The sequence below is a fragment of the Pseudomonas gingeri genome, assembly GCF_013386165.1.
GTDB lineage: Bacteria > Pseudomonadota > Gammaproteobacteria > Pseudomonadales > Pseudomonadaceae > Aquipseudomonas > Aquipseudomonas gingeri_C.
Map to the genome: position 1 here is coordinate 41460 of NZ_JACAOS010000013.1, position 24047 is coordinate 65506.

21 protein-coding genes are annotated in these 24047 nt (G+C 62.2%); 13 read left to right on the forward strand and 8 right to left on the reverse strand.

The window, feature by feature from the left end:
• Positions 1 to 89: 89 nt before the first annotated feature.
• The 7 genes from glpE to HX866_RS12305 form a co-directional block, all read right to left on the reverse strand.
• Positions 90 to 419 carry a thiosulfate sulfurtransferase GlpE gene (gene glpE / locus HX866_RS12275; RefSeq protein WP_177095440.1) on the reverse strand — a complete coding sequence of 110 codons (330 nt, stop codon included), beginning with the start codon at positions 417 to 419 and terminating at the stop codon, positions 90 to 92.
• Positions 420 to 454: 35 nt separating this feature from the next.
• Positions 455 to 1330 (reverse strand): symmetrical bis(5'-nucleosyl)-tetraphosphatase, encoded by an 876-nt coding sequence (locus HX866_RS12280; protein WP_177095442.1) that lies wholly within the window; start codon positions 1328 to 1330, stop codon positions 455 to 457.
• Complete coding sequence (gene apaG / locus HX866_RS12285; RefSeq protein WP_177105810.1) at positions 1330 to 1710, reverse strand: Co2+/Mg2+ efflux protein ApaG; 381 nt, start codon at positions 1708 to 1710, stop codon at positions 1330 to 1332. Before apaG ends, HX866_RS12280 begins: the two co-directional genes overlap by 1 nt.
• A 107-nt stretch (positions 1711 to 1817) precedes the next feature.
• Complete coding sequence (gene rsmA / locus HX866_RS12290) at positions 1818 to 2636, reverse strand: 16S rRNA (adenine(1518)-N(6)/adenine(1519)-N(6))-dimethyltransferase RsmA (RefSeq protein WP_177139809.1); 819 nt, start codon at positions 2634 to 2636, stop codon at positions 1818 to 1820.
• The gene (gene pdxA / locus HX866_RS12295) at positions 2633 to 3622 is read right to left on the reverse strand and encodes a 4-hydroxythreonine-4-phosphate dehydrogenase PdxA (RefSeq protein WP_177095449.1); all 990 of its coding nucleotides are present in this window, start codon (positions 3620 to 3622) and stop codon (positions 2633 to 2635) included. Before pdxA ends, rsmA begins: the two co-directional genes overlap by 4 nt.
• A complete protein-coding gene (locus HX866_RS12300; RefSeq protein WP_177095451.1) occupies positions 3619 to 4935 on the reverse strand; it encodes a peptidylprolyl isomerase in 1317 nt (438 codons plus the stop codon). Before HX866_RS12300 ends, pdxA begins: the two co-directional genes overlap by 4 nt.
• A complete protein-coding gene (locus tag HX866_RS12305; protein WP_177095453.1) occupies positions 4916 to 7726 on the reverse strand; it encodes an LPS-assembly protein LptD in 2811 nt (936 codons plus the stop codon). Before HX866_RS12305 ends, HX866_RS12300 begins: the two co-directional genes overlap by 20 nt.
• 130 nt (positions 7727 to 7856) lie before the next feature.
• Here HX866_RS12305 and HX866_RS12310 point away from each other — a divergent pair, with 130 nt between their 5' ends.
• From HX866_RS12310 to HX866_RS12320, 3 genes are read left to right on the forward strand one after another with little or no spacing between them, the layout of a single operon-like run.
• On the forward strand, positions 7857 to 8882 hold the full coding sequence (locus HX866_RS12310; protein ID WP_177139811.1) for an aminoglycoside phosphotransferase family protein: 1026 nt from the start codon (positions 7857 to 7859) through the stop codon (positions 8880 to 8882).
• A complete protein-coding gene (gene murU / locus HX866_RS12315; RefSeq protein ID WP_177126451.1) occupies positions 8879 to 9553 on the forward strand; it encodes an N-acetylmuramate alpha-1-phosphate uridylyltransferase MurU in 675 nt (224 codons plus the stop codon). Before HX866_RS12310 ends, murU begins: the two co-directional genes overlap by 4 nt.
• A 2-nt stretch (positions 9554 to 9555) precedes the next feature.
• Positions 9556 to 10323, forward strand: coding sequence for a TerB family tellurite resistance protein (locus HX866_RS12320; protein ID WP_177095460.1), 768 nt, complete (start codon positions 9556 to 9558; stop codon positions 10321 to 10323).
• Between the two features lie 177 nt (positions 10324 to 10500).
• On the opposite strand, the gene HX866_RS12325 is transcribed toward HX866_RS12320, so the two are convergent.
• Positions 10501 to 11490, reverse strand: a complete 990-nt coding sequence (locus HX866_RS12325) for an alpha/beta hydrolase family protein (protein WP_177139819.1) — start codon at positions 11488 to 11490, stop codon at positions 10501 to 10503.
• A gap of 72 nt (positions 11491 to 11562) precedes the next feature.
• Here HX866_RS12325 and HX866_RS12330 point away from each other — a divergent pair, with 72 nt between their 5' ends.
• The 10 genes from HX866_RS12330 (at position 11563) to trpE (ending at position 24044) form a co-directional block, all read left to right on the forward strand.
• Complete coding sequence (locus tag HX866_RS12330; protein ID WP_177106003.1) at positions 11563 to 13956, forward strand: PAS domain-containing sensor histidine kinase; 2394 nt, start codon at positions 11563 to 11565, stop codon at positions 13954 to 13956.
• A gap of 114 nt (positions 13957 to 14070) precedes the next feature.
• The gene (locus HX866_RS12335) at positions 14071 to 14703 is read left to right on the forward strand and encodes a response regulator (RefSeq protein ID WP_177139833.1); all 633 of its coding nucleotides are present in this window, start codon (positions 14071 to 14073) and stop codon (positions 14701 to 14703) included.
• Between the two features lie 343 nt (positions 14704 to 15046).
• Positions 15047 to 16171 carry an ABC transporter ATP-binding protein gene (locus HX866_RS12340; protein ID WP_121135120.1) on the forward strand — a complete coding sequence of 375 codons (1125 nt, stop codon included), beginning with the start codon at positions 15047 to 15049 and terminating at the stop codon, positions 16169 to 16171.
• A 69-nt stretch (positions 16172 to 16240) separates the two neighbouring features.
• Complete coding sequence (locus HX866_RS12345; protein ID WP_177095467.1) at positions 16241 to 17281, forward strand: ABC transporter substrate-binding protein; 1041 nt, start codon at positions 16241 to 16243, stop codon at positions 17279 to 17281.
• A gap of 254 nt (positions 17282 to 17535) precedes the next feature.
• Positions 17536 to 18783, forward strand: a complete 1248-nt coding sequence (locus HX866_RS12350; protein WP_177095468.1) for an ABC transporter permease — start codon at positions 17536 to 17538, stop codon at positions 18781 to 18783.
• 12 nt (positions 18784 to 18795) lie between these two features.
• Entirely contained in the window at positions 18796 to 19620 is an 825-nt protein-coding gene (locus HX866_RS12355; RefSeq protein WP_177095471.1) for an ABC transporter permease, read from the forward strand.
• 110 nt (positions 19621 to 19730) lie between these two features.
• A complete protein-coding gene (locus HX866_RS12360) occupies positions 19731 to 20879 on the forward strand; it encodes an iron-containing alcohol dehydrogenase (protein ID WP_177139821.1) in 1149 nt (382 codons plus the stop codon).
• Positions 20880 to 20996: 117 nt separating this feature from the next.
• Complete coding sequence (gene rpe / locus HX866_RS12365) at positions 20997 to 21671, forward strand: ribulose-phosphate 3-epimerase (RefSeq protein WP_177095475.1); 675 nt, start codon at positions 20997 to 20999, stop codon at positions 21669 to 21671.
• Positions 21668 to 22486: a phosphoglycolate phosphatase gene (locus tag HX866_RS12370; RefSeq protein WP_177106001.1), complete on the forward strand. Its 819-nt coding sequence runs from the start codon at positions 21668 to 21670 to the stop codon at positions 22484 to 22486. Before rpe ends, HX866_RS12370 begins: the two co-directional genes overlap by 4 nt.
• Before the next feature lie 70 nt (positions 22487 to 22556).
• On the forward strand, positions 22557 to 24044 hold the full coding sequence (trpE, locus tag HX866_RS12375) for an anthranilate synthase component I (RefSeq protein WP_177095479.1): 1488 nt from the start codon (positions 22557 to 22559) through the stop codon (positions 24042 to 24044).
• The last annotated feature ends 3 nt before the right edge of the window (positions 24045 to 24047 follow it).

Consider the following 24047-nt stretch of genomic DNA (forward strand, 5'->3'; position numbering starts at 1 on the left):
AAGTCAAGATGAGCAATTAGTTGCCCCTGACCGTTCGTCAGGAAAGGCTCTAGCCCGCGAATCCAGCGGGCTCCAGCGAAAGAAAAAAATTATTCGGAAATATCCTGAGCAATTTCTGACGGATAGGTCGTGCGCCACAGCTCAAAGCCACCGTCCAGGCTGTAGACATCGCTGAAGCCCTGGCTGATCAGGTAGGCCGCCGCGCTCTGGCTCGAATTGCCGTGGTAGCAGCACACCACGGTGGGCGCATCGAGGTCGGCGGCGCGAATGAAGTCGGCGATGTTGTGGTTGTCCAGGTGCCGGGCGCCGCTGATGTGATTCAGGGCGAAGGTCTGTGGGTCGCGGACGTCGACGACCACGGCGCCGTGCTCGCGCAGGGCCTGGGCTTGTTCGGGGGGGATACGTTTGAATTCGGTCATGATGGGCTCCATCTGGGGCAGGTAGGTCGTACAGTCTAGCGATATAACCAGGCCCGGAAGCGCTCGGCCAGGGTCGGTGGCGGAGCGACGCCACCCTGGGCATCGCATTTGCAGCTCAGGCGTTCGCCGGTGTCGACGTTCATCAGGGTCATGGCGCCGCCCCAGACGCAGCCGGTGTCGAGGGCGAAGATGCCGGGCTCCTCGCATTGGCCTTCCAGGGCCGCCCAGTGACCGAAGATGATCTTCAGGTCCTGGGTCTTGCGGTCCTTGTAGCTGAACCAGGGCGCGTAACCACGGGGAGCGGTGTCCGCGCCTTCCTTGCCCTTGAGGTCGAGCTTGCCGTCGGCGGTGCAGAAGCGCATCCGCGTGAAATAGTTGGTAATCACCCGCAGGCGGGTCACACCCTGGAGGTCGCCATCCCACTTGTTCGGCTCATTGCCGTACATGCCGTCGAGGAAGGGCGTCAGCAGGTTGTCGTCGAGCAAGGCGGTTTCCACTTCTGCGGCGCATTTGAGAGCTTTCTTCAGTGTCCACTGGGGCGGAATGCCCGCGTGGACCAGGGCCACGTTACGCTCTGCGTCGTAGTGCAGCAGCTTCTGGCGGCGCAGCCAGTCCAGTAGCTCGGCGCGATCCGGGGCGTCGAGAATCTCACGCAGCGTATCGCTTTTTTTCAGGCGTTCGACATTATGCCCGGAGGCGAGCAGGTGCAGGTCATGGTTGCCCAGGACACAGACCAGCGAGTCGCGCATGCGGTAGAGAAAGCGCAGGGTTTCCAGGGATTGTGGGCCCCGGTTGACCAGGTCGCCGACCAGCCACAGCTTGTCCTGGGCCGGGTCGAACTTGACGCGTTCGAGCAGGCATTTGAGCGGTTCCAGGCAACCTTGCAGGTCGCCGACGGCATACACCGCCATCAGTGCAGGGATCCGGGCACAGCGAGGCGGAAGGGGGCGATCACGGCGTCGAACTGCTGACCGTCCTCGGCCAGCATCTGGTAGGTGCCCTGCATGTTGCCGACTTTCGTCGTCATCACCGTGCCGCTGCTGTAGGTGTGGCTCTTGCCCACCTCGATCAGTGGTTGCTGGCCGACGACGCCGGCACCGCGGACTTCTTCCACGTGCCCGTCACCATCGGTGATCACCCAGTGCCGTGACATCAACCTGGCGGGCAGCTCTCCGTTGTTCTGCACCGTGATGGTGTAGGCGAAGGCAAAGCGGTTCTGCTCGGGTTGCGATTGTTCTGCAAGGAAGCGGGTGACGACGCTGACGTCGACCTGGTAACGAGGATCGGACATGCAAGAGGCCTTGGAAGCTGAAGCGCAAGAGACGCTGGACGAAGCCCAGTCTAGGTCAAGTCCCGGGTAGTAGGCCAGACATCCACGCTGGCCCGCTACCCGCAAGATCAGTTGACGTCGGGTGCCGTGGCAACCTGCTCGCTGAGTTTGTCGGCCAGGCGCACGAAGGCGGCCAGGTCGAGCTGTTCCGGGCGCAGGCTGCCGTCGACGCCGGCGGCTTCGATCTCGGCATTGCTAAGCAGTGCCTTGAGGGTGTTGCGCAAGGTTTTGCGGCGCTGGTTGAAAGCCTCTCGTACGACACGTTCCAGCAGCCGATGATCCTTGGCCGGGTGCGGCAGGACGGCATGGGGCACCAGGCGGACGATGGCCGAGTCGACCTTGGGCGGCGGGTTGAAGGCGCCCGGGCCGACATTGAACAGATGTTCCACGCGGCAATGGTACTGGACCATGATCGACAGGCGACCCCAATCGCCGCCGCCAGGGCCGGCGGCCAGGCGTTCGACCACTTCCTTCTGCAACATGAAGTGCATGTCGCGAATCAGGCTGGCGTTGTGCAGCAAATGGAAGATCAGCGGCGTGGAGATGTTGTACGGCAGGTTGCCGACCACCCGCAGGCTGTTGGGCGCCGGGTTCAGGCTGGTGAAGTCGAACTTCAGCGCATCGCCCTGGTGCAGGTTGAAATTGGTCTTGCCGGCGAACTGCTGGTTGAGGATCGGGATCAGGTCCTTGTCCAGCTCGACGACATCCAGTTGTGCGCCGCTGTTCAGCAGGCCTTCGGTCAAGGCACCCTGGCCCGGGCCGATTTCCAGCAGGCGGTCTTCAGCCTTGGCATGGATGGCGCGCAGGATGCGGTCGATCACACCGGCGTCGTGCAGGAAGTTTTGCCCGAAACGCTTGCGCGCCCGGTGTTGGTATTGCTCGGTCATAAACGGGTCTCGGCCATCTGGTAGGCGGTTTCCAGGGCGACTTGCAGGCTGCCGGTGTCGATGTTACCGCTGCCGGCCAGGTCCAGGGCAGTGCCGTGGTCGACCGAAGTGCGGATGATCGGCAAGCCCAGGGTCACGTTGACTGCGGCGCCGAAACCTTTGTATTTCAGCACGGGCAGGCCCTGGTCGTGGTACATCGCCAGCACCGCGTCGCAGTGCTCCAGATATTTGGGGTTAAACAGAGTGTCGGCGGGCAGCGGGCCACGCAGGTCCATGCCCTCGCCGCGCAGGCGCTCCAATGTCGGTTCGACGATGTCGATTTCTTCGTGGCCCAGGTGCCCACCTTCGCCGGCGTGGGGGTTGAGCCCGCAGACCAGGATGCGCGGATTGGCAATGCCGAACTTTTCCCGCAGGTCGCCATGCAGGATGCGGGTGACCCGCTCCAGGCGCTCCGGGGTAATCGCATCGGCGACTTCTCGCAGGGGCAGGTGGGTGGTCACCAGGGCCACGCGCAGTCCTCGGGTCGCCAGCATCATCACCACCTGGGGGGTGTGGGTCAGGTCGGCGAGGAATTCGGTGTGGCCGGAAAAGGCGATCCCGGAGTCGTTGATCACGCCTTTGTGTACCGGGGCGGTGATCATGCCGGCGAAGTCGCCGTCCAGGCAGCCTTGGCCCGCACGGGTCAGGGTTTCCAGGACGAAGGCGGCATTGGCCAGGTCCACTTGTCCGGCGACGACCGGGTTCGATAGTGGGGTGTCCCAGACGTAGAGGCTGCCCGCTGCTGCTGGCTGGTCGGGCCATTGGCCCGGGCCTACCGGCAGCAGGTCGACAGCCACGCCCAGTTGCGCGGCCCGCTCAGAGAGCAGGTCGCGGCTGGTAATGGCAATCAGGGGGTAGGGCTGGGGTTGCGAGGCGAGCAGCAGGCAAAGGTCTGGACCAATGCCCGCCGGCTCGCCGGGTGTCAACGCGAAACGCCGGGGTTTCACTTTGGCGCCTGTTCCGCGCCAGGGAGCTTGATTTCAACGTAGGCTTCGTCGCGGATCTGACGCAGCCAGGTTTGCAGCTCTTCATCGTATTTGCGGTTACGCAGCACGGTCATGGCTTGCTGTTCGCGCGCCTGGGTGGTGCTGTCGGTGGCGCGACGGCCCAGGACTTCCAGGACGTGCCAGCCGTATTGGGTCTTGAATGGCTTGGACAGGACGCCTTGCGGGGTCTTGGCCATGACTTCGCGGAATTCCGGTACCAGCGCGTTCGGGTCTACCCAGTTCAGGTCGCCGCCGTTAAGCGCCGAGCCCGGGTCTTCCGAGAAGCTCTTGGCCAGCGTGCCGAAATCTTCGCCGTTGGAGATCCGCTCGTAGAGCTTCTGCGCCAGGGCTTGGGTTTCGGCTTCGCTGCGAATGGCGTTGGGCTTGATCAGGATGTGACGGACATGTACTTCGTCACGCATCTGCGTCTCGCCACCGCGTTTCTCCAGGACCTTCAGGATAATGAAGCCGCCTGGGGTGCGCGTCGGTTCGCTGATGTCGCCAATCGCCATGTTGCTGAGCATGTGGTCGAACGGTGGTGGCAACTGAGCCGGCTTGCGCCAGCCCATGTCGCCGCCTTCCAGGGCGTTATCGCTGCCGGAGTGAGCAATGGCCAACTGACTGAAGTCAGCGCCTTGCTTGAGCTGCCGGTAGAGGTCCTGGGCCTGGGCCGCTGCGGCCTGGATGACTTGCGAGTTGGCGCTGTCCGGGGTCGAAATCAGGATATTGGCCAGGTGCAGCTCTTCGGAGAGCTGCATCTTGCCCAGGTCCGAGGCGAGGAAGTTCTTCACTTCCTGCTCCGACACCTGGACTCGCTCGGCGACACGACGCTGACGCACACGGCTGATGATCATTTCCCGGCGAACCTGGTCACGGGCGTCCTCATAGGAGAGGCCGTCGTGGGTCAGGGCCGCACGGAATTGATCGATGCTCATGTTGTTGCGCTGGGCAATGGTGCCGATGGCCTGGTTCAACTCATCATCGCTGATGCGGATACCCGAGCGTTCGCCGATCTGCAATTGCAGGTTTTCGACGATCAAGCGGTCCAGGACCTGTTGGTCGAGGACGCTGGTGGGCGGCACGCCGCCACCACGCTTGGCAATGGTCTGCTGAACCTCGTGGACGCGCTGGTCCAGTTGGCTCTGCATGATCACGTCGTTGTCGACGATGGCCACGACGCTATCGAGGGGCTGCACAGCGGCGTGAACCGCTGCACTCAGGACCAGCGCGCCCAGCATCAGCGGGCGCAGACAATCAGAAAGCTTGATCTTCACGTTCACGATAACCTTGGATGCCTTTGTCGAGGAAGCTCTCAACCTTGTTGCCCATGACGCCACCCAGGCCCTTCAGTACAAACTGAAGGAAGATACCGTGGTCGCCTCGTTCGTTTTGCGGAGCCTGTTGACTGAACTCGTCATACTGGACCCAGTAGCGGTTGATCAGGCGCAGCTTCCAGCAGCAGTTGTCGTACTCGAAGCCACCGAAGGCTTCCAGCGTACGGTTGCGGTTGTAGTCGTACTGCCAGCGGCTGATGACGTTCCATTGAGGAACGACAGGCCAGATGACCGAGAAGTCGTGCTGCTCGATCTTGTAGTAGTCCTTCACGTAGCCAGGTTGGCCAGGTGTGCCGTAGTCGCCGCCGAACTGCCATTGGCCGGTGTTCTGGTTGTAGATCACCTGGTCGTTGCGATAGCGATAGCCGGCGTTGATAACCTTGTTCGGGTTGTCTTCGGGCTGGTAGTGGAACATCGCACTGCCGGAACGTGGCTGGTGACTTTTCGGGTCCCAGTTGTAGTCGGCGGTGGCGCGCCAGTCGCGGTTGAAGTTGTAGGCATATTCCAGGGCGTACGGCGAGACGTTGGTCTTGGCGTCGGCACGGGTATTGAAGTCAACACCCGGCAGTTGCACGGTACGGTCCTTGAAGTACAAGGCCTGGCCAATGCTCACGCGCTGACGTTCGAAACCGTTGTCTTCGATCCAGCGGCTGGTGACACCCAGGGACAGTTTGTTCTCGTCACCGACGCGGTCGTTGCCGGAGAAACGGTTTTCACGGAACAGCGACGCATAGTTGAAGCTGTATTCGCCGGTGTCGAACACAGGAATGTCTTGCTGGTTCTTCTCAGGAACATAGAGATAGAACAGGCGAGGTTCCAGGGTCTGGCGATAGTTGGTGCCAAACAGTTCGGTGTTGCGGTCGAAGTACAGGCCGCTGTCGATGCTGGCGATCGGGACGCCACGGCTTTGCGAGCTGTTGTAGGTTCCGCCGAGGTAACTCGTGCCAGCCTGGGCCGCAGCAAACTGGGCGGCCACGATGTCGGCCTTGCCCTGAGAGCTGAGATCCAGATCGTATTGGGTGTACTGATACTTGAGCGACGGCGTGACGAAACCATAAGTCCAGTTCAGCGGCAGGTTGATCCCCGGCTTGAGGTTCAAGCGGTCGCCGTTGGCGCGGGCCAGGCCGGTCACGTTGGTGTCCAGGCGCGGCGCGACAACGCCATCCTTGTCAGAGAAGGTGCCGTTTTCCAGACTCCGCTCAAAACGGGTGGCTTCAGTTTCGTAGGTGAAATTGAGGCCTTCCGGATGATAAGGCAGGGCACCGTTGAAGGTGATCTGTGGCAGGCGGTTGTACGGTGTGATCACCGCCACGCTCGCCAGCTCATAGGCTTGCACGTTCACCTGGGCGGTGAAGTCGTCACCGCGATAGCTCGCCGTGGCCTGTTGGTTCACATAGTCAACACCCCGGATGCCGACCTGGTTGCTCTGCAGATCCTGGAGGTAGTACGGGTCACTGATCTTGGTGTAGTCGACGGTGGTCAGGACTCGTGAATCCAGGCCACCCTTGTGTTGCCAGTTGACCAGGTAACGATCTTTCGTGGCATCCGACTGCAGGGAGCGATCACTGCTTTCGTCATTCAGGTACGCGCCGCCAAACTGCCCTTCGCTGGACTTGGTCAGGTAGCGGAACTCGCCTTCGGTCAACAGACCGCGCTTGCTCATGTAGTGCGGGTACAACGTGGCATCGTAGTTCGGTGCCAGGTTGAAGTAGTAAGGCGTGGTCAGGTTGAAACCGGAAGTACTGTCGCTGGAGAAGCTCGGCGGCAGGAAACCGGACTGACGACGGTCGTCGATCGGGAAGTAGATGTACGGGGTGTAGAGGACCGGAATGTCCTTGACCCGCAAGGTCACGTTGGTCGCCGTACCGAAGCCGGTCGCCGGGTTCAGGGTGATGTTATTACCCTTGAGCTGCCAGGCGTTGCTGTTCGGTTCGCACGTGGTGTACGTACCGTCCTTGAGGCGAATGATCGAGTTTTCGGCGCGCTTGGCGTACAGCGCGTTACCGCGTACCCGCGATTTGTGCATCACGTATTCGGCGTTGTCGACCCGCGATTCACCCGTGTCCATCTGCACTTCGGCATGGTCACCGACCAGCAGGGCGCCCTGGTCGCGAACCCGAACGTTGCCGTTCAGTTCACCACGGTTTTCAGCCTGGTACAGGCTGGCCTCGTCGGCCTCGACCTGCATGCTGCCCTGGCGCATGACCACGTCACCGGCCAGGGTGGCGACCTGCTTGTCCTGTTCATAACGCGAGGCTTTGGCCCCGATGAACGTCGGCGAATCACTTTTATTCGTCGTGTCATTCATGCCAGGACGAATTGGTTCGATATAGGAACCAGAGCAGTAAGGACCGGCTTCGGCCAACTGGGCGGGCGTCAGCTTCTCACGAGGGACCCAGTCGAGGTGACTGTAGTCGGCACTGCGCGACTTCAGGCCGCGGCCCTTGGCCTCGGTGACCAGCACCGGGCCGGCAGCTTTTTCGCTGCTGGAACCGCTGTCCGCAGGGGCATTGGTGCCCAAAGCCTCGGCGTTCCCGTCATGCATGGGGCGCGGTGGCAACTGGGCCGTGGTGGTTTTGGGCGCACAGTCCCAGGCTCCGGAAGCAGAGACAGAACAGTCATACTGTTCCGCGGCGACCGCGAACGGGGTGGCAAGAGGTTGCAGAGCCAGCAAACCGCCGGTAACCAGCAACGGAAATTTTTTACGAAACGCGGGGGATTTCAATGCCATCTTATTAGTCCGGGCTTCCTGCGTGCCATCTGCCCGCGGTGGGGGTCACACGCCTATCGATGGTCAGAAAAAGATGCTGGATAATAAAGCAACACCCGCTTGACGGCTAGCGTCGTCGGAGACCCATGTAATGCCTGACCAAGATGTACGCTTGCAACACCTGAAAGTTTGGCTGGATCGGCAGTTGGAAACGCTCTTTCTGGCCGAAGGCTGGGGCGCCATACCCCCGGCCACGTTGACTGCGGCCAGTAGTGACGCGAGTTTTCGGCGCTATTTTCGCTGGGAGGGCGAAGGCCGTAGTTTGATCGTGATGGACGCTCCGCCACCCCAGGAAAACTGCAAACCCTTCGTGGATATCGCCCATTTGCTGGCGAAATCCGGCATCAACGTGCCGAAAATTCACGCGCAGGATCTGGAAAACGGTTTTCTTTTGCTCAATGACCTGGGCAATCAGACCTATCTGGATGTGATCGACGCCGATAACGCCGATGCTTTATTCGCCGATGCCATCGACGCCTTGCTGGCTTTCCAGCAGTTGCCAATGGACAGCGAACTACCGAGTTATGACGTGGCCTTGCTGCGCCGTGAGCTGGAGCTGTTTCCCGAGTGGTACGTGGGACATGAACTGGGTCGTGCTTTCGATCCCGCGCAGTTGGCGATGTGGCAGCGGATCAGCGCTCTGCTGATTGACAGCGCCCTGGCCCAGCCGAAAGTCCTGGTGCACCGTGACTACATGCCGCGTAACCTCATGGCCAGCGAGCCCAACCCCGGCGTGCTGGACTTCCAGGACGCGGTCTATGGGCCGGTGACCTACGACATTACCTGTCTGTTCAAAGATGCCTTCCTCAGTTGGCCCGACGCCCGGGTGCGTGGCTGGCTGCTGGACTACTGGCAGCGGGCGGCTGAGCGCGGTATCGCGGTACAGGCTGATTTCGAAGAGTTCCTCCGGGCCAGCGACCTGATGGGCGTGCAGCGCCATCTGAAGGTCATCGGGATCTTTGCGCGCATCTGTCATCGCGACGGCAAGCCGCGTTACCTGGCGGACGTGCCGCGCTTCTTCGCCTATATAGAAGCCGTGGTCGCACGTCGCCCTGAGCTGGCCGAGTTGGGTGAGTTGCTGACCAGCCTGCGTCAGCCGGTGGGTGCCGTGGTATGAAGGCGATGATCCTGGCCGCCGGCAAAGGTGAGCGGATGCGTCCGCTGACCTTGCACACCCCCAAGCCGCTGATCCGTGCCAATGGCACGCCGTTGATCGACTATCACCTGCGTGCCTTGGCCGCCGCGGGTTTCACGGAGGTGGTGATCAATCACGCCTGGCTGGGGCAGCAGATCGAGGACTATCTGGGTGACGGTTCCCGCTACGGCCTGAGCATCGCCTATTCGCCCGAGGGTGAGCCGCTGGAAACCGGTGGCGGCATTTTTCGTGCGTTGCCGCTGCTGGGCGATAAGCCCTTCCTGGTGGTCAATGGCGATATCTGGACCGACTATGATTTTGCCGCGTTGCGCCGGCCGATCAGCGGCCTGGCGCATCTGGTCATGGTCGACAACCCGCCGCATCACCCGGCCGGGGGCGACTTCAATCTGCTCGACGGCCAACTGCATGACGGTGGGGCGTTGGGCGAGAAGCTGACCTATAGCGGTATTTCAGTCCTGCACCCGCGGCTGTTTGCCGGGTGCGTGGACGGTGCCTTCAAGATCGCGCCGCTGTGGCGTGAGGCGATGGCGCGAGGATTGGTGAGTGGCGAGCACATGCAGGGACATTGGGTTGATGTCGGTACCGTGGAACGTTTGGCGCAAGTCGAGCAATTGCTGAAAGAGAGACACTGATTATGTTGTGGCCAGGGACTCTGATTGGAGCCGGAGCGGGTTTTGCCATTGCCAGTATTCCGGGGGCCATGTTGGGCGCGTTGCTCGGGCAGGCGTTGGATCGGCGCCTGCAACTGCACAGCCTTGCACATTTACGCGAACGTCTGGGGGGCAAGCCGGCGTTGCGCAACGATGAATTGCTGTTTGTCTTGCTGGGACGGCTGGCCAAGAGTGATGGGCAAGTGGTCGACGGCCATATCCAGCAGGCGCGTGAGGAAATGCGTCAGCTGGATATGCCCGATGCGGGACGGCGTCGGGCGATTGCCGCATTCAACCGGGGTAAGTCGGGGCGCGATCGACTGCGCGGCTACCTGAACCACCTGAAGGCCCAGCCCCATGCCGCCGAAGGCGTTTTGCGGGCGTGCTGGCGAATGGTCTGGGCCGATGGCCGGGTCGGCTCGAAGGAGCGCGAGTTGATCATGCTCTGGGGGAAATGGCTGGGCTGGACGAGCCACCAGGTCGAGGCGCTGGCCCACGATTACGAGCCGGGTCGCAAGGCGCTGTCGAGCACGACCGGGACTTACGAGGAAGCGTTGGTATTACTGGGCGTGGCAACCAACAGTGAGCCGGCGCAGATCAAACGGGCTTATCGGCGCCTGCTCAGCCGTCACCACCCCGACAAGGTGGCGGGCAACGGCGCGACGCCTTTGCAAGTGCGCGAGGCCACGGAGAAAACCCGCGATCTGCACAATGCCTATGCGCTGATTCGTGAGCGAAGGGATTTCCGTTAGACCGGGGGATTGCTGCCGGTTGGACGATCGCCATCGCCAGCAAGCCGGCTCCCACAGCATCGCGTCTCACCGCAAAATATCGCCAGGCCCTATCTCCGTGGGAGCCGGCTTGCTGGCGATGGCGCCCGGAGAGGCGCCGCAAGGGCTTATTGCATGCAGGCAGGCCAGCGCCTTTAATCAGGGGCTGTTCGGATCCTGCGGGTTCAGCCAGCCGCGAATGCGTCGGAACAACTGCTCCTGCCCGGCATTGCCTGGCAGGGCCTTCAGCGCAACCTGGTTGTAGCTCGAGGTTTTCTGCCGCTTGCTGGCCTGCAAGCGCTCCAGCGCCGCTTTACGATCCAGCGGCTGCTCCTGGTAGAAAAAATCCGCCGTCGGCAGTTTCAGCGTGGGGGTGATCTGGGCCAGGCCCTGTGCCGCCATGGTTGGCGTCTGCGCGGCTACCAGCAGCAGCTTCTGAATCTGCGGTGAGGGCTTCTCGCTCATGTAGCGGGCTGCCCAGTACGCGCCGGTACCATGGCCCAGGAGAACCACGCTGCGGGCATTTTGCTGTTTCGCATAGGCAATCGCGGCGTCGATTCGTGCGAAGATCCGTTCGGCATCGGCCTTCAGATGGTCTTCGGTGGTTTGCGCAGCGGCCTGGTCGACCACCTCGGCTTCGGCACTGGCCGCCTGTTCGATGGGCTTGGCCGTGGTGCTGGCGTCCTTGCTGTTGCTGGCGGTCGCCGCCGGCGCCTTGGGCGTCTCGGCCACCCGTGGCGCGATTGCGTCGCTTTGCAGGTCCGGCAGGGTCAGGCTCAGGCTGCTCCACTTGGCATCCGGGAACTTGCGCCGCAACGGACCGATTGCCTGGGGCCAGTCAGCGGTTTCGCCGGCACCGGGAATCAGGATCACCGCGCCCAGGGGCGAAGGTGTGTTGGCCGGTTTCCATAAGGCCAGGAAGCTGTCGCCGCCGGCTTGCAGTTGCTGTTGTTCCTGCTGGGGCAGTTGCCGCTCCAGCGCGGTCGCGTCTTCCTGGCTGCGTTCAGGCAGGGGCTGGCGCTCCACCGGCTTGTCGGCGGGCTTCTGCGCCGGAGCTGGCGTCGGGTCGGCGGCCATGGCGGGCGCGGCACAAGGTAGTATCAGCGACAGGCACAGCGCAGGCAGTGCCAGGCGGTAGAGAAGGGGCATCGGATTTTCCAGGCCAGAGTCATCCTGGCAGCCTAATGGGTTGGTCAGCATTTGTCAGTGTGTGAGCGTCGGATGATACGGTTTTGCTGCCTGTGGGTTATCGGCTGTTTGTGTTTTCCCTTGATTGCCTGGGCGGCTCCGGCTCCCCATGGGCAGGGTATTGCCTGGTCCGGCGAGCAGCGCGAGTGGCTCGACCAGCACCGCGAACTGCGGGTTGGCCTGGTCCTGCAGGCGCCCTATGCGCAATATGACCGTCGGCTGCAGCGCTTGTCCGGAGCCAATGTGGAACTCATGGCCTGGGTCGCCAAAAGCCTCGACATCGAGCTGACCTGGCGTAACTTTCCTGATCAGGCGCAACTGGAAAAGGCCTTGCGCGAGGGCGAGATCGATCTGGCGCCGGGGCTGACCCAGACCCCGGCGGGCCTGCGCCTGTGGCTGTTCTCCGATCCTTATATGCGTGTACCACAGTTGGTGGTCGGCGAGCGCAACGGCGCCGGCGCCGTGGAACTGGAAAAGCTCGACAACCAGACGCGCGTGGCCGTACGGATGCCCAGTGTGGTCGCCGACTACCTGCGCAGCACTTACCCCAACCTCAATCTGCAGGGTGTGCCGCTGGAGCGCCAGGCCTTGCAATTGTTGACCAGCCAGCAGGCGCGTTATGCGGTGATCGACGAGGCGCAGCTCAGTCGCCTGTCCAATGAGGAAGAGTTCGCCGGTTTGGCGGTGGTCGGCGATATTGGTTTGCCGCAGCTCCTGCGGGTGGCGACGCGGCGTGACTGGCCGGAACTCGCCGGTATCGTGGAAAAGGCCCTGCACGCCATCCCGGCGCGGGATCTGGAACAATTGCATGCCCGCTGGCTGCAACCGAAATACCCGCGCCTGGCCGAGTCGCCAGGGTTCTGGCAAAACCTCTGCCTGCTACTGGTGGTGTTGCTGTTGGCAGGCCTGGCCATTATTTTCTGGTTGCGTCGCCAGCAACACGGCCTGGAGCATGAGTTGCTTGCTGCCCGGGAAGCCCTCGCCCGGCGTGAGGCGAGCGAAGAAGCCTTGCGCCTGACCCAGTTTTCCATCGACCAGAGCACGGTGGGGATTCTCTGGGTCAACTGGGACAGTCATGTCCGTTATGCCAACCGGGCGGCGGAAGAGATGCTCGGTTACCCGCCGGGCGGGGTGTTCGACCGGCCCTTGATCGACTTCGATCCCAATCTGCACATGGACCGCTGGCTGAACCTGTGGAAGCGTGCCCGGGCCAGTGAGGAGGGGCCGCAGAGCCTGGAAACCGAGTGCGTGCGCGCCGATGGCAGCATCTTGCCGGCCGATGTGTCGTTGAGCTTCCTGCGGTTTCGCGAGGGTGAATACCTGGTGGTCTACCTCAACGATGTCACCGAGCGCCGTCGCGCACTGGCGGCAGCGCAGGAAAGCGAAGCACGCTTGAAGGCGATCGCCGCCAATGTGCCGGGCCTGGTGTTCCGTCTGGAGCGCGTGCCGCTGACCGGCGAACTGCATTTTCCCTACATCAGCGAAGGCAGCGAGACCCTGGTCGGTTATGCCCCGGCGACCCTGCGCCAGCAGGACATCGGACTGCGAAGCCTGGTGCATCCGGACGACAAGGCCAGCTACCACCAGACTCAGGATCGGGCGCTTGAATCGGACAGCGACTGGTCCTGGCAAGGCCGGATCATGACGCGTGAGGGGCGGCAACGCTGGGCCGAGATCAAGGCCATCAGCCGCCGGCTGGAGGATGGCAGCGTGGTTTGGGACGGTATCGTCTGGGATATCAGCGAAAGCAAGCGCATCGAGTTGGAACTGGCCGCGTCCCGTGAGCAGTTGCGCGAGCTGTCCGCCCACCTGGAAAGCGTCCGCGAAGAGGAAAAGGCCCGCATCGCCCGGGAAGTTCACGACGAGTTGGGGCAGATGCTGACGGTGCTCAAGCTGGAAACCTCCATGTGCGAACTGGCCTATGCCCAGCTTGATCCCGGCCTGAATGACCGGCTCAACAGCATGAAGAAGCTGATTGCCCAGTTGTTCCAGCTGGTCCGGGATGTCGCGACCGCTTTGCGTCCGCCGATTCTCGATGCCGGCATTGCCTCGGCCATCGAGTGGCAGGCCCGGCGGTTCGAGGCCCGGACCCAGATTCCGTGCCTGGTACAAGTGCCCGAACATCTGCCGGCCCTCAGCGATGCGAAAGCCATTGGCCTGTTCCGTATCCTCCAGGAAGCACTGACCAACGTCATGCGCCATGCCCAGGCCCATACTGTTGAGCTGACGCTAGTCATTGAAGGCGAGGATTTATGCCTGACCATCAGTGATGATGGCGTAGGATTCGTCTCCGCCAGCGGCAGGCCGACCTCCTTTGGGGTGGTGGGCATGCGTGAGCGGGTGCTGATGCTCGGCGGTACGCTGCGCTTGGAAAGCGTGGTGGGTGAGGGGACGACTCTGAACGCACGGGTGCCGCTGGATAGGTAGGCCTTGGAGGCCCTATCGCGAGCAAGCTCGCTCCTACAGTGTCCGCATACAGCCAATATCGTGTAGGAGCGAGCTTGCTCGCGATGGCGGTCCAACTGATTCAACCGGGAGAAAATCGTGATCCGCGTACTGGTAGCTGAAGACCACACCATTGTCCGCGAGGGCATCAAGCAGTTGATCGGTCTGGCCAAGGACCTGTCCGTGGTGGGCGAGGCCAGCAATGGCGAACAGTTGCTCGAAGTCCTGCGCCAGACGCCCTGCGAAGTGGTCCTGCTGGATATCTCCATGCCCGGCGTCAATGGCCTGGAGGCCATCCCGCGGATTCGCGCGTTGAGCAATCCCCCGGCGATCCTGGTGTTGTCCATGCACGACGAGGCGCAGATGGCGGCCCGTGCGCTTAAGGTCGGCGCCGCCGGCTACGCCACCAAGGACAGCGATCCGGCACTGTTGCTGACGGCGATTCGCAAGGTCGCGGCCGGTGGTCGCTATATTGATCCGGACCTGGCCGACCGGATGGTCTTCGAAGTCGGCCTGACCGATTCGCGGCCGCTGCATGCCTTGCTCTCGGAGCGAGAGTTTTCGGTTTTCGAGCGCTTGGCCCAGGGCGCCAACGTCAACGACATCGCCCAGCAACTGGCTCTGAGCAGCAAGACCATCAGCACCCACAAGGCGCGGCTGATGCAGAAACTCAACATCACCTCCCTGGCCGAACTGGTGAAATATGCGATGGAGCACAAGCTGCTCTAACTCTGCGCGCACCCTGTAGGAGCGAGCTTGCTCGCGATGGACGTCAACGATGACGTGGGGTGCCTGATGCTCTGCGGTGCCTGGGCCACCATCGCGAGCAAGCTCGCTCCTACAGGGGGCGCATATCCATTTGCGACAACTCCGCAGCTGCCTTGGACCCTGTTCCGGGCCTCGCCGTCCGGAGCTCCCCGCCGGCATATCCAATCCCGCCATTCTTGTAGGGCAATCCCTACCCCAATTCTTCCAGACGGCTGAGGCCAATCTCTCCCGCCCCCCGATTTGCGCTGCCCCGAGCCTTCACTAGGCTTAGCCCCACGGCAGTCCAAAACAAAAAGGTGAGGGTATGAGCGAGGTTGATTCAAGCGCTGGGGCGAACGATGTACTGGTCAGCTTTCGTGGCGTACAAAAAAGCTACGACGGCGAGAACCTGATCGTCAAAGACCTCAACCTGGACATTCGCAAGGGCGAATTCCTTACCCTGCTCGGGCCTTCCGGCTCCGGCAAGACCACCAGCCTGATGATGCTGGCCGGGTTCGAAACTCCGACCGCCGGCGAAATCCTCTTGGCCGGACGCTCCATCAACAATGTGCCTCCGCACAAGCGCGACATCGGCATGGTGTTCCAGAACTACGCTCTGTTCCCGCACATGACCGTCGCCGAGAACCTGGCGTTTCCGTTGACCGTGCGTGGTTTGAGCAAGACCGACGTCAGCGAGCGGGTCAAGCGGGTCCTGGGGATGGTCCAGCTCGACAAGTTCGCCCAGCGCTACCCGGCGCAGTTGTCCGGCGGCCAGCAGCAGCGGGTGGCGCTGGCCCGGGCCCTGGTGTTCGAACCCCAGTTGGTGTTGATGGACGAACCCCTCGGTGCACTGGACAAACAGTTGCGCGAACACATGCAGATGGAAATCAAGCATCTGCACCAGCGCCTGGGTGTGACCGTGGTCTACGTGACCCACGACCAGGGCGAAGCCCTGACCATGTCCGACCGCGTGGCGGTGTTCCACCAGGGCGAGATCCAGCAGATCGCGCCACCGCGCAGCCTTTACGAAGAACCGAAGAACACCTTCGTCGCCAATTTCATCGGCGAGAACAACCGTCTCAATGGCCGCCTGCACAGCCACACCGGTGATCGTTGCGTGGTTGAGCTGGGGCGTGGCGAGAAGGTCGAGGCGCTGGCGGTGAATGTCGGTCGGACCGGCGAGCCGGTAACCCTGTCGATCCGCCCGGAACGCATCAGCCTCAACGGCTCCAGCGAGTCCTGCGTGAACCGCTTCTCGGGCCGCGTGGCCGAGTTCATCTACCTGGGCGATCACGTGCGCGTGCGCCTGGAAGTCTGTGGCAAGACCGACTTTTTCGTGAAACAGCCCATTGCCGAGCTGGACCCAGCCCTGGCGGTCGGCGACGTCGTACCTATCGGCTGGCAAGTGGAGCACGTTCGCGCGCTCGATCCGTTACTGGACGCCAGTTGACCGCGGTAACCCAAGAGGCGAATCCATCGCCCCGTGCTTCACCAACCTGCACTGTGGAGAAAAGAATAAATGCTTAAATCCCTGAAATTCAGCGCCCTGACCCTTGGGCTGATGTGCGCGGCAAATGTCATGGCGGCGCCCGACCTGACCGTGGTGTCCTTTGGTGGCGCGAACAAGGCTGCACAGGTCAAGGCGTTCTATGCGCCGTGGGAAGCGGCGGGCAAGGGCAAGATCGTTGCGGGTGAGTACAACGGTGAAATGGCCAAGGTCAAGGCCATGGTCGACACCAAGAGCGTGTCCTGGGATCTGGTGGAAGTCGAGTCGCCGGAACTGTCCCGCGGTTGCGACGAAGACATGTTCGAACCCCTCGACCCGGCGCTGTTCGGCAAGAGCGAAGACTACGTCAAGGGCGCCATCCAGCCTTGCGGCGTAGGCTTCTTCGTCTGGTCGACGGTACTGGCCTACAACGCTGACAAAGTAAGCAGTGCACCGACCAGCTGGGCCGATTTCTGGGACACCAAGAAATTCCCGGGCAAGCGTGGCCTGCGCAAGGGCGCCAAGTACACCCTGGAGTTCGCCCTGATGGCTGACGGCGTGGCGCCGAAAGACGTCTACAAGGTACTGGCCGGCAAGGATGGCCAGGACCGTGCGTTCAAGAAACTCGACGAGCTGAAACCGAATATCCAGTGGTGGGAAGCTGGCGCCCAGCCGCCGCAGTACCTCGCTTCTGGCGACGTGGTGATGAGTTCGGCCTACAACGGTCGGATCGCTGCGGTACAGAAAGAAAGCAACCTGAAAGTGGTCTGGAACGGCGGCGTCTATGACTTCGACGCTTGGGCAATTCCAAAAGGCCTGAAGGGCGAGCGTCTTGAAGCGGCGAAGAAATTCATCGCCTTCTCGGTGATGCCGCAACAGCAGAAGGTCTACTCGGAGAACATCGCCTACGGCCCGGCCAACACCCAGGCGGTACCGTTGCTCGACAAGGCGATCCTGAAAGACATGCCGACCACCCCGGAAAACATCGCCAACCAGGTGCAGATCGACGTTGCCTTCTGGGCGGATAACGGCGAGCAGCTGGAGCAGCGCTTCAACGCCTGGGCTGCCAAATAAGCACGCTCCGGCTGACGCGGCATAACCTGTGGGGCCTCGCTCTTACAGGCAGCGCATAACCTGTAGGAGCTGGCTTGCCAGCGATGAGGCCGGCAAGACTTGCATCGTCTGATCGGCCGTCATCGCCAGCAAGCCGGCTCCTACAAGGTGTGCGTGTTCAGCCCATTGGGTTTGTGTGTTTCAGAAGAACAACAGGCGGCGTGCCGAAATCGGGCGCCGTCCGCTGTCACAATAAAAGAATTCCGGAGTTCGCCATGGCCCTCACCGTTCCTCTGAACGAGGTCACCAGTCCCACCTTGAAGCAGCGCCTGGCGCGTGCCGAGCGGGTCAACCGCTGGAAGGCCCAAGCCTTGATTGCACCGCTGGTGCTGTTTCTGTTGCTGGTGTTCCTGGTGCCCATCGTGGCGCTGCTCTATAAAAGTGTCGGTAACCCCGAAGTGGTCGGCGCCATGCCGCGCACCGTGGTCGCCGTTGCGGCCTGGGACGGCAAGAGCCTTCCCGGCGAAGCGGTCTACAAAGCCCTGAGCGAAGACCTCGGTGAAGCCCGCAAGAATCAGACCCTGGGTGATCTGTCCAAGCGCCTGAACATGGAGCTGGCCGGCTATCGCAGCCTGCTGACCAAGACCGCGCGGGCCTTGCCGTTCAAGACCGAACCCGGCTCTTATAAAGAAGCACTGGAAGCCCTCGACGAACGCTGGGGTGATCCGGCGTACTGGCAGGCGATCCGGCGCAATACCAGCAGCATCACACCTTATTACCTGCTGGCGGCCGTCGACCATCGGATCGATGATCTCGGTGAAGTGGCCCCGGCCACCCCCGACCAGGCGATCTACCTCGATATCTTTGCCCGCACCTTCTGGATGGGCCTGGTGATCACCGCCATTTGCCTGGTACTGGCTTACCCGCTGGCCTACCTGCTGGCGAACCTGCCGTCGCGGCAAAGCAACCTGTTGATGATCCTCGTGCTGCTGCCGTTCTGGACCTCGATCCTGGTGCGGGTCGCGGCCTGGATCGTGCTGTTGCAATCCGGTGGCCTGATCAACAGCGCGTTGATGGCCATGGGAGTGATCGACAAGCCGCTCGAACTGGTGTTCAACCGCACCGGCGTCTACATCTCCATGGTCCACATCCTGCTGCCGTTCATGATCCTGCCGATCTACAGCGTGATGAAAGGCATCTCGCCGACCTATATGCGCGCGGCGATTTCCCTGGGCTGTCATCCGTTCGCCAGCTTCTGGCGGGTGTATTTCCCGCAGACCTATGCCGGCGTGGGTGCCGGGTGCCTGCTGGTGTTCATCTTGGCGATTGGTTACTACATCACCCCGGCCTTGCTCGGTAGCCCGAACGACCAGATGGTCAGCTATTTCGTGGCCTTCTACACCAACACCAGCATCAACTGGGGCATGGCGACCGCCCTGGGTGGCTTGCTGCTGCTGGCGACCGTGGTGCTGTACCTGATTTACAGCCGCTTGGTCGGCGCCAGCCGCCTGCGCCTGAGCTAAGGAGAATAAGAAATGCTGAGCCCCTACATGTCGCCCGTCGAGCGGGTCTGGTTCTACAGTTTGCGCATTCTGTGCGGGTTGATCCTGCTGTTCCTGATCTTGCCGGTGCTGGTGATCATTCCGCTGTCGTTCAACTCGGGCAGTTTCCTGGTCTATCCGCTGCAAGGTTTCTCGCTGCACTGGTATCAGGACTTCTTCGCCTCGGCGGAATGGATGCGCGCCTTGCGCAACAGCATTATCGTCGCCCCGGCGGCCACGGTGCTGGCGATGGTCTTCGGAACCCTGGCGGCGATCGGCTTGACCCGCGGTGACTTCCCCGGCAAGCCGTTGGTGATGGCCCTGGTGATCTCGCCGATGGTGGTGCCGGTGGTGATCATCGGTGTTGCCAGCTATCTGTTCTTCGCCCCCCTGGGATTGGGTAACAGCTTCTTCTCGTTGATCGTCGTGCATGCGGTGTTGGGTGTGCCCTTTGTGATCATCACCGTGTCGGCGACCTTGCAGGGTTTCAACCACAACCTGGTGCGTGCGGCTGCCAGCCTCGGCGCTTCGCCCCTGACGGCGTTCCGTCGGGTGACCTTGCCGCTGATTGCGCCGGGGGTGATTTCCGGAGCGCTGTTTGCCTTTGCGACATCCTTCGATGAGGTGGTGGTCACCCTGTTCCTCGCCGGCCCCGAGCAGGCGACCCTGCCCCGGCAGATGTTCAGTGGTATCCGCGAGAACCTCAGCCCGACCATCGCCGCGGCGGCGACCTTGTTGATTGTCTTTTCGGTGATCCTGCTGCTGACCCTGGAATGGCTGCGTGGGCGCAGCGAAAAACTGCGCACGACCCAGGTGTAAAAACGACGCCATTCACCCACTCTGTCATTCATCATTCTGGATGACAGAGGAAAGCCAATCCCGGTTATGCTTGCTCGTGCCCTGATCATCACGACAAGAAGGCTGCGAGCATGAGCATTTCCTCATTCAAGATCGCCCATAAACTGATCACCGGCCGTGGCGCCATCGAGCAATTGGCCGATGAGCTGACCCGGCTGAATGTCGACCATCCGTTGATCGTGACCGATGCGGCACTGGTCAAGTCAGGGACTGTCGACCTGGCGTTGGCTCACCTCGGTGGGCGCACCTATGAAATCTTCGACCGTGTGCTGCCCGACCCTGAAATCGCCATTGTCGAAGACTGCATGCGCGCCTACCGCGAAGGCGGGCACGACGGCCTGATCGGCCTGGGCGGTGGCAGCGCCATCGACATCGCCAAAAGTGTCGGTGCCTACGCCGGTTATCACGGCACCCTGGAGGACCTGTTCGGCATTGATCAGGTGCCGCGCAAGGGGCCGCCGCTGATCGCGATCCCGACCACCGCCGGCACCGGCTCGGAAGTGACCAATGTCGCCATTCTTTCCGACAAGCAGGCGCAGCTGAAAAAGGGCATCGTCAGCGACTACCTGCTGCCGGACGTGGCGCTGGTCAGCCCGCAGATGACCCTGACCTGCCCGCGCAGCGTCACCGCCGCCAGTGGCGTGGATGCCATGGTCCATGCGATTGAAGCCTACCTGTCACTCAATGCCTCGCCGATTACCGATGCCCTGGCCATTGGCGCGATCAAGCTGATCGCCACGGCGTTGCCCAAGGCTTACGCCAACCCCGCCAACCTCCAGGCCCGCGAGGAAATGGCCACCGCCAGCCTGATGGCCGGGATGGCCTTCGGCAATGCCGGCGTCGGTGCCGTACATGCCCTGGCCTATCCGCTGGGTGGACGCTTCAATATCGCCCATGGCGTCAGTAATGCGCTGTTGCTGCCCTATGTCATGAGCTGGAACAAGATCGCCTGTGTCGAGCGCATGCAGGAGATTGCCGTCGCCATGGGCGTCAATGTGGCCGGGTTGAGCCTGATCGAGGCGGCCGACAAGGCCGTCGCGGCCATGACCGATTTATGCGCCGCCGTGGAAATCCCCGCCGGCCTTTCCAGCTTCGGCGTGCCCCTGGATGCGATCCCGTCCATGGCCGAGGAAGCGGCCGCCACCGAGCGTCTGATGCGCAACAATCCCCGTCGCCTGAGCGCGGTGGACATCGAAAAGATCTATCGCGCGGCTTACTGAGGGCTTTAGCTCAAGCGTTTCGGGCTTGTATGGCCAATCGTCGCGGTCACGGTGGGCGGGGCAAAGCGGGCGGTATACAATGCCCGCCATCGTGATTCTGCTCAAAAAAGGTGCGTCATGCAGCCCTTCGCCATTGCTCCGTCGATTCTCTCCGCCGATTTCGCCCGCCTGGGTGAGGAAGTGGACAACGTGCTCGCTGCCGGAGCCGACATCGTGCACTTCGATGTCATGGACAACCACTATGTGCCCAACCTGACCATCGGCCCGATGGTCTGCGCGGCACTGCGCAAGTACGGCATCACCGCGCCCATCGACGCGCACCTGATGGTCAGCCCGGTGGACCGCATCATCGGCGACTTCATCGAAGCCGGTGCGACCTACATCACCTTCCACCCGGAAGCCACGCTGCACGTCGACCGCTCCCTGCAAATGATCCGCGAAGGCGGTTGCAAGGCCGGCCTGGTGTTCAACCCGGCCACCCCCCTGGACGTGCTCAAGTACGTGATGGACAAGGTCGACATGGTCCTGCTGATGAGCGTCAACCCGGGTTTTGGCGGGCAGAAGTTCATCCCCGGCACCCTCGACAAGCTGCGTGAGGCGCGGGCCCTGATCGATGCTTCGGGACGGGATATCCGCCTGGAAATCGACGGCGGTGTGAACGTCAACAATATCCGCGAAATCGCCGCGGCCGGTGCCGACACCTTTGTCGCCGGTTCAGCGATCTTCAATGCGCCCGACTACCGTGAAGTCATCGAGAAAATGCGCGCCGAACTGGCGCTGGCTCGATCATGAATGGTTTCGAGCAGCTTTTTCCGGGCGGTCTGCCCAGGCTGGTGATGTTCGATCTGGATGGGACACTGGTGGATTCGGTGCCCGACCTGGCCTTGGCGGTGGACAAAATGCTGCTCGCCCTCGGGCGTCCGGTGGCCGGGTTGAATGCGGTCCGCGACTGGGTCGGCAATGGCGTGCAGGTCCTGGTGCGCAGGGCCCTGGCCGGTGGTCTTGAGCATTCGGCCGTCGACGACGGCGAAGCCGAGCGGGCGCTGGAGATTTTCATGGAGGCCTATGCCGGCAGCCATGAGCTGACCCAGGTCTACCCCGGTGTGCAGGAAACCCTGCGCTGGATGCAGAAGCAGGGTATGGAAATGGCCCTGATCACCAACAAACCCGAGCAGTTCGTCGCGCCCTTGCTGGATGAAATGCAACTGGGACGGTTCTTTCGCCTGATCATCGGCGGTGACACGTTGCCGCAGCGCAAGCCCGACCCGGCGGCGTTGTTCCATGTGATGAAAATGACCGGTATTCCGGCCTCGCAGTGCCTGTTCATCGGCGACTCGCGCAGTGATGTCCAGGCCGCCAAGGCGGCCGGGGTCACCTGCATTGCTCTAAGCTATGGCTACAACCACGGCCGGCCGATCGCCGAAGAAGGGCCGGCGCTGGTCATCGACGATCTGCGGGCGCTGATTCCCGGTTGCCTGGAAGCTGGCGCTGAGCTAATGTCGGCAGATTGTGTTCAATCCCCTCCTGGAAACGCCATCGTGGTGGTCACTCGCAAACTCTGGATGAAAGTTATCAAGGCCCTGGCCCGCTGGCGTTGGCGCGCCTGACTTGATCCTGGCCGCTAATGCGGCGCGTTTGCATACCTGACTGTTCGACCCTCAAGCCACGAGGCATATCATGACCCGCGAAGAATTCCTGCGTTTGGCCGCTGCCGGCTATAACCGTATCCCGCTTGCCTGCGAAACCCTGGCCGACTTCGATACCCCGTTGTCGATCTACCTGAAACTGGCCGACCAGCCCAACTCCTACCTGCTGGAGTCGGTGCAGGGCGGCGAGAAATGGGGCCGCTATTCGATCATCGGCCTGCCGTGCCGCACCGTGCTGCGGGTGCATGATCAGCAGATCAGCGTGACCCATGACGGCGTCGAGATCGAACGCTGCGAAGCCGAGGATCCGCTGGCGTTCGTCGAGACCTTCAAGGCGCGCTACAACGTGCCGACCATCGCCGGGCTGCCGCGTTTCAACGGCGGACTGGTGGGTTACTTCGGTTATGACTGCGTGCGTTATGTGGAGAAGCGTCTGGGCAAATGCCCGAACCCGGATCCGCTGGGCGTGCCGGATATCCTGCTGATGGTCTCCGACGCCGTGGTGGTCTTCGACAACCTGGCGGGCAAGATGCACGCCATCGTCCTGGCTGATCCGTCCCAGGACAACGCCTACGAACAAGGTCAGGCCCGCCTGCAGGAACTGCTTGAGCAATTGCGTCAGCCGATTACCCCGCGTCGTGGCCTGGAACTCGACCGGCCGCCAGCCGCCGATCCGGTGTTCCGTTCGAGTTTCACCCAGGGTGACTATGAGCGGGCCGTCGATACCATCAAGGAATACATCCTCGCCGGCGACTGCATGCAGGTGGTGCCGTCGCAGCGCATGTCCATCGATTTCAAGGCAGCGCCCATCGACCTGTACCGGGCGCTGCGCTGCTTCAACCCGACGCCCTACATGTACTTCTTCAACTTCGGCGACTTCCATGTCGTCGGCAGTTCGCCGGAAGTGCTGGTACGGGTTGAAGACAGCCTGATCACCGTTCGCCCTATCGCCGGTACCCGTCCACGGGGCGCGAGCGAAGAAGCCGACCGTGCGCTGGAAGACGACCTGCTGTCCGACGCCAAGGAAATCGCCGAGCACCTGATGCTCATCGACCTCGGCCGTAACGACACCGGCCGGGTGTCCGAGATCGGTTCGGTGAAGCTGACCGAGAAAATGGTGATCGAGCGTTACTCGAATGTGATGCACATCGTGTCCAACGTCACCGGGCAACTGAAAAGCGGCCTGACCTCCATGGACGCCTTGCGGGCGATCCTGCCGGCGGGCACCTTGTCCGGTGCGCCGAAGATCCGCGCCATGGAAATCATCGACGAACTGGAGCCGGTCAAGCGCGGTGTGTATGGCGGCGCGGTCGGTTACTACGCCTGGAACGGCAACATGGACACCGCCATCGCCATTCGGACCGCGGTGATCAAGGACGGCGAGCTGCATGTGCAGGCCGGTGGTGGCATTGTCGCCGACTCGGTGCCGGCGCTGGAGTGGGAAGAAACGCTGAACAAGCGTCGCGCGATGTTCCGTGCTGTCGCCCTCGCTGAACAAACCCCCGCGTCCGACGCCTGAGGA

What these genes read in the sequence shown, in the direction of transcription:
- HX866_RS12370 (WP_177106001.1), top strand. Translation starts at nt 21,668, where the DNA reads ATGAATGGTTTCGAGCAGCTTTTTCCGGGCGGTCTGCCCAGGCTGGTG.
- HX866_RS12325 (WP_177139819.1), bottom strand. Translation starts at nt 11,490, where the DNA reads ATGCCCCTTCTCTACCGCCTGGCACTGCCTGCGCTGTGCCTGTCGCTG.
- HX866_RS12355 (WP_177095471.1), top strand. Translation starts at nt 18,796, where the DNA reads ATGCTGAGCCCCTACATGTCGCCCGTCGAGCGGGTCTGGTTCTACAGT.
- HX866_RS12350 (WP_177095468.1), top strand. Translation starts at nt 17,536, where the DNA reads ATGGCCCTCACCGTTCCTCTGAACGAGGTCACCAGTCCCACCTTGAAG.
- rsmA (WP_177139809.1), bottom strand. Translation starts at nt 2,636, where the DNA reads ATGACCGAGCAATACCAACACCGGGCGCGCAAGCGTTTCGGGCAAAAC.
- HX866_RS12360 (WP_177139821.1), top strand. Translation starts at nt 19,731, where the DNA reads ATGAGCATTTCCTCATTCAAGATCGCCCATAAACTGATCACCGGCCGT.
- glpE (WP_177095440.1), bottom strand. Translation starts at nt 419, where the DNA reads ATGACCGAATTCAAACGTATCCCCCCCGAACAAGCCCAGGCCCTGCGC.
- HX866_RS12330 (WP_177106003.1), top strand. Translation starts at nt 11,563, where the DNA reads ATGATACGGTTTTGCTGCCTGTGGGTTATCGGCTGTTTGTGTTTTCCC.
- HX866_RS12310 (WP_177139811.1), top strand. Translation starts at nt 7,857, where the DNA reads ATGCCTGACCAAGATGTACGCTTGCAACACCTGAAAGTTTGGCTGGAT.
- HX866_RS12305 (WP_177095453.1), bottom strand. Translation starts at nt 7,726, where the DNA reads ATGGCATTGAAATCCCCCGCGTTTCGTAAAAAATTTCCGTTGCTGGTT.
- rpe (WP_177095475.1), top strand. Translation starts at nt 20,997, where the DNA reads ATGCAGCCCTTCGCCATTGCTCCGTCGATTCTCTCCGCCGATTTCGCC.
- murU (WP_177126451.1), top strand. Translation starts at nt 8,879, where the DNA reads ATGAAGGCGATGATCCTGGCCGCCGGCAAAGGTGAGCGGATGCGTCCG.
- HX866_RS12345 (WP_177095467.1), top strand. Translation starts at nt 16,241, where the DNA reads ATGCTTAAATCCCTGAAATTCAGCGCCCTGACCCTTGGGCTGATGTGC.
- HX866_RS12280 (WP_177095442.1), bottom strand. Translation starts at nt 1,330, where the DNA reads ATGGCGGTGTATGCCGTCGGCGACCTGCAAGGTTGCCTGGAACCGCTC.
- HX866_RS12320 (WP_177095460.1), top strand. Translation starts at nt 9,556, where the DNA reads ATGTTGTGGCCAGGGACTCTGATTGGAGCCGGAGCGGGTTTTGCCATT.
- apaG (WP_177105810.1), bottom strand. Translation starts at nt 1,710, where the DNA reads ATGTCCGATCCTCGTTACCAGGTCGACGTCAGCGTCGTCACCCGCTTC.
- HX866_RS12340 (WP_121135120.1), top strand. Translation starts at nt 15,047, where the DNA reads ATGAGCGAGGTTGATTCAAGCGCTGGGGCGAACGATGTACTGGTCAGC.
- trpE (WP_177095479.1), top strand. Translation starts at nt 22,557, where the DNA reads ATGACCCGCGAAGAATTCCTGCGTTTGGCCGCTGCCGGCTATAACCGT.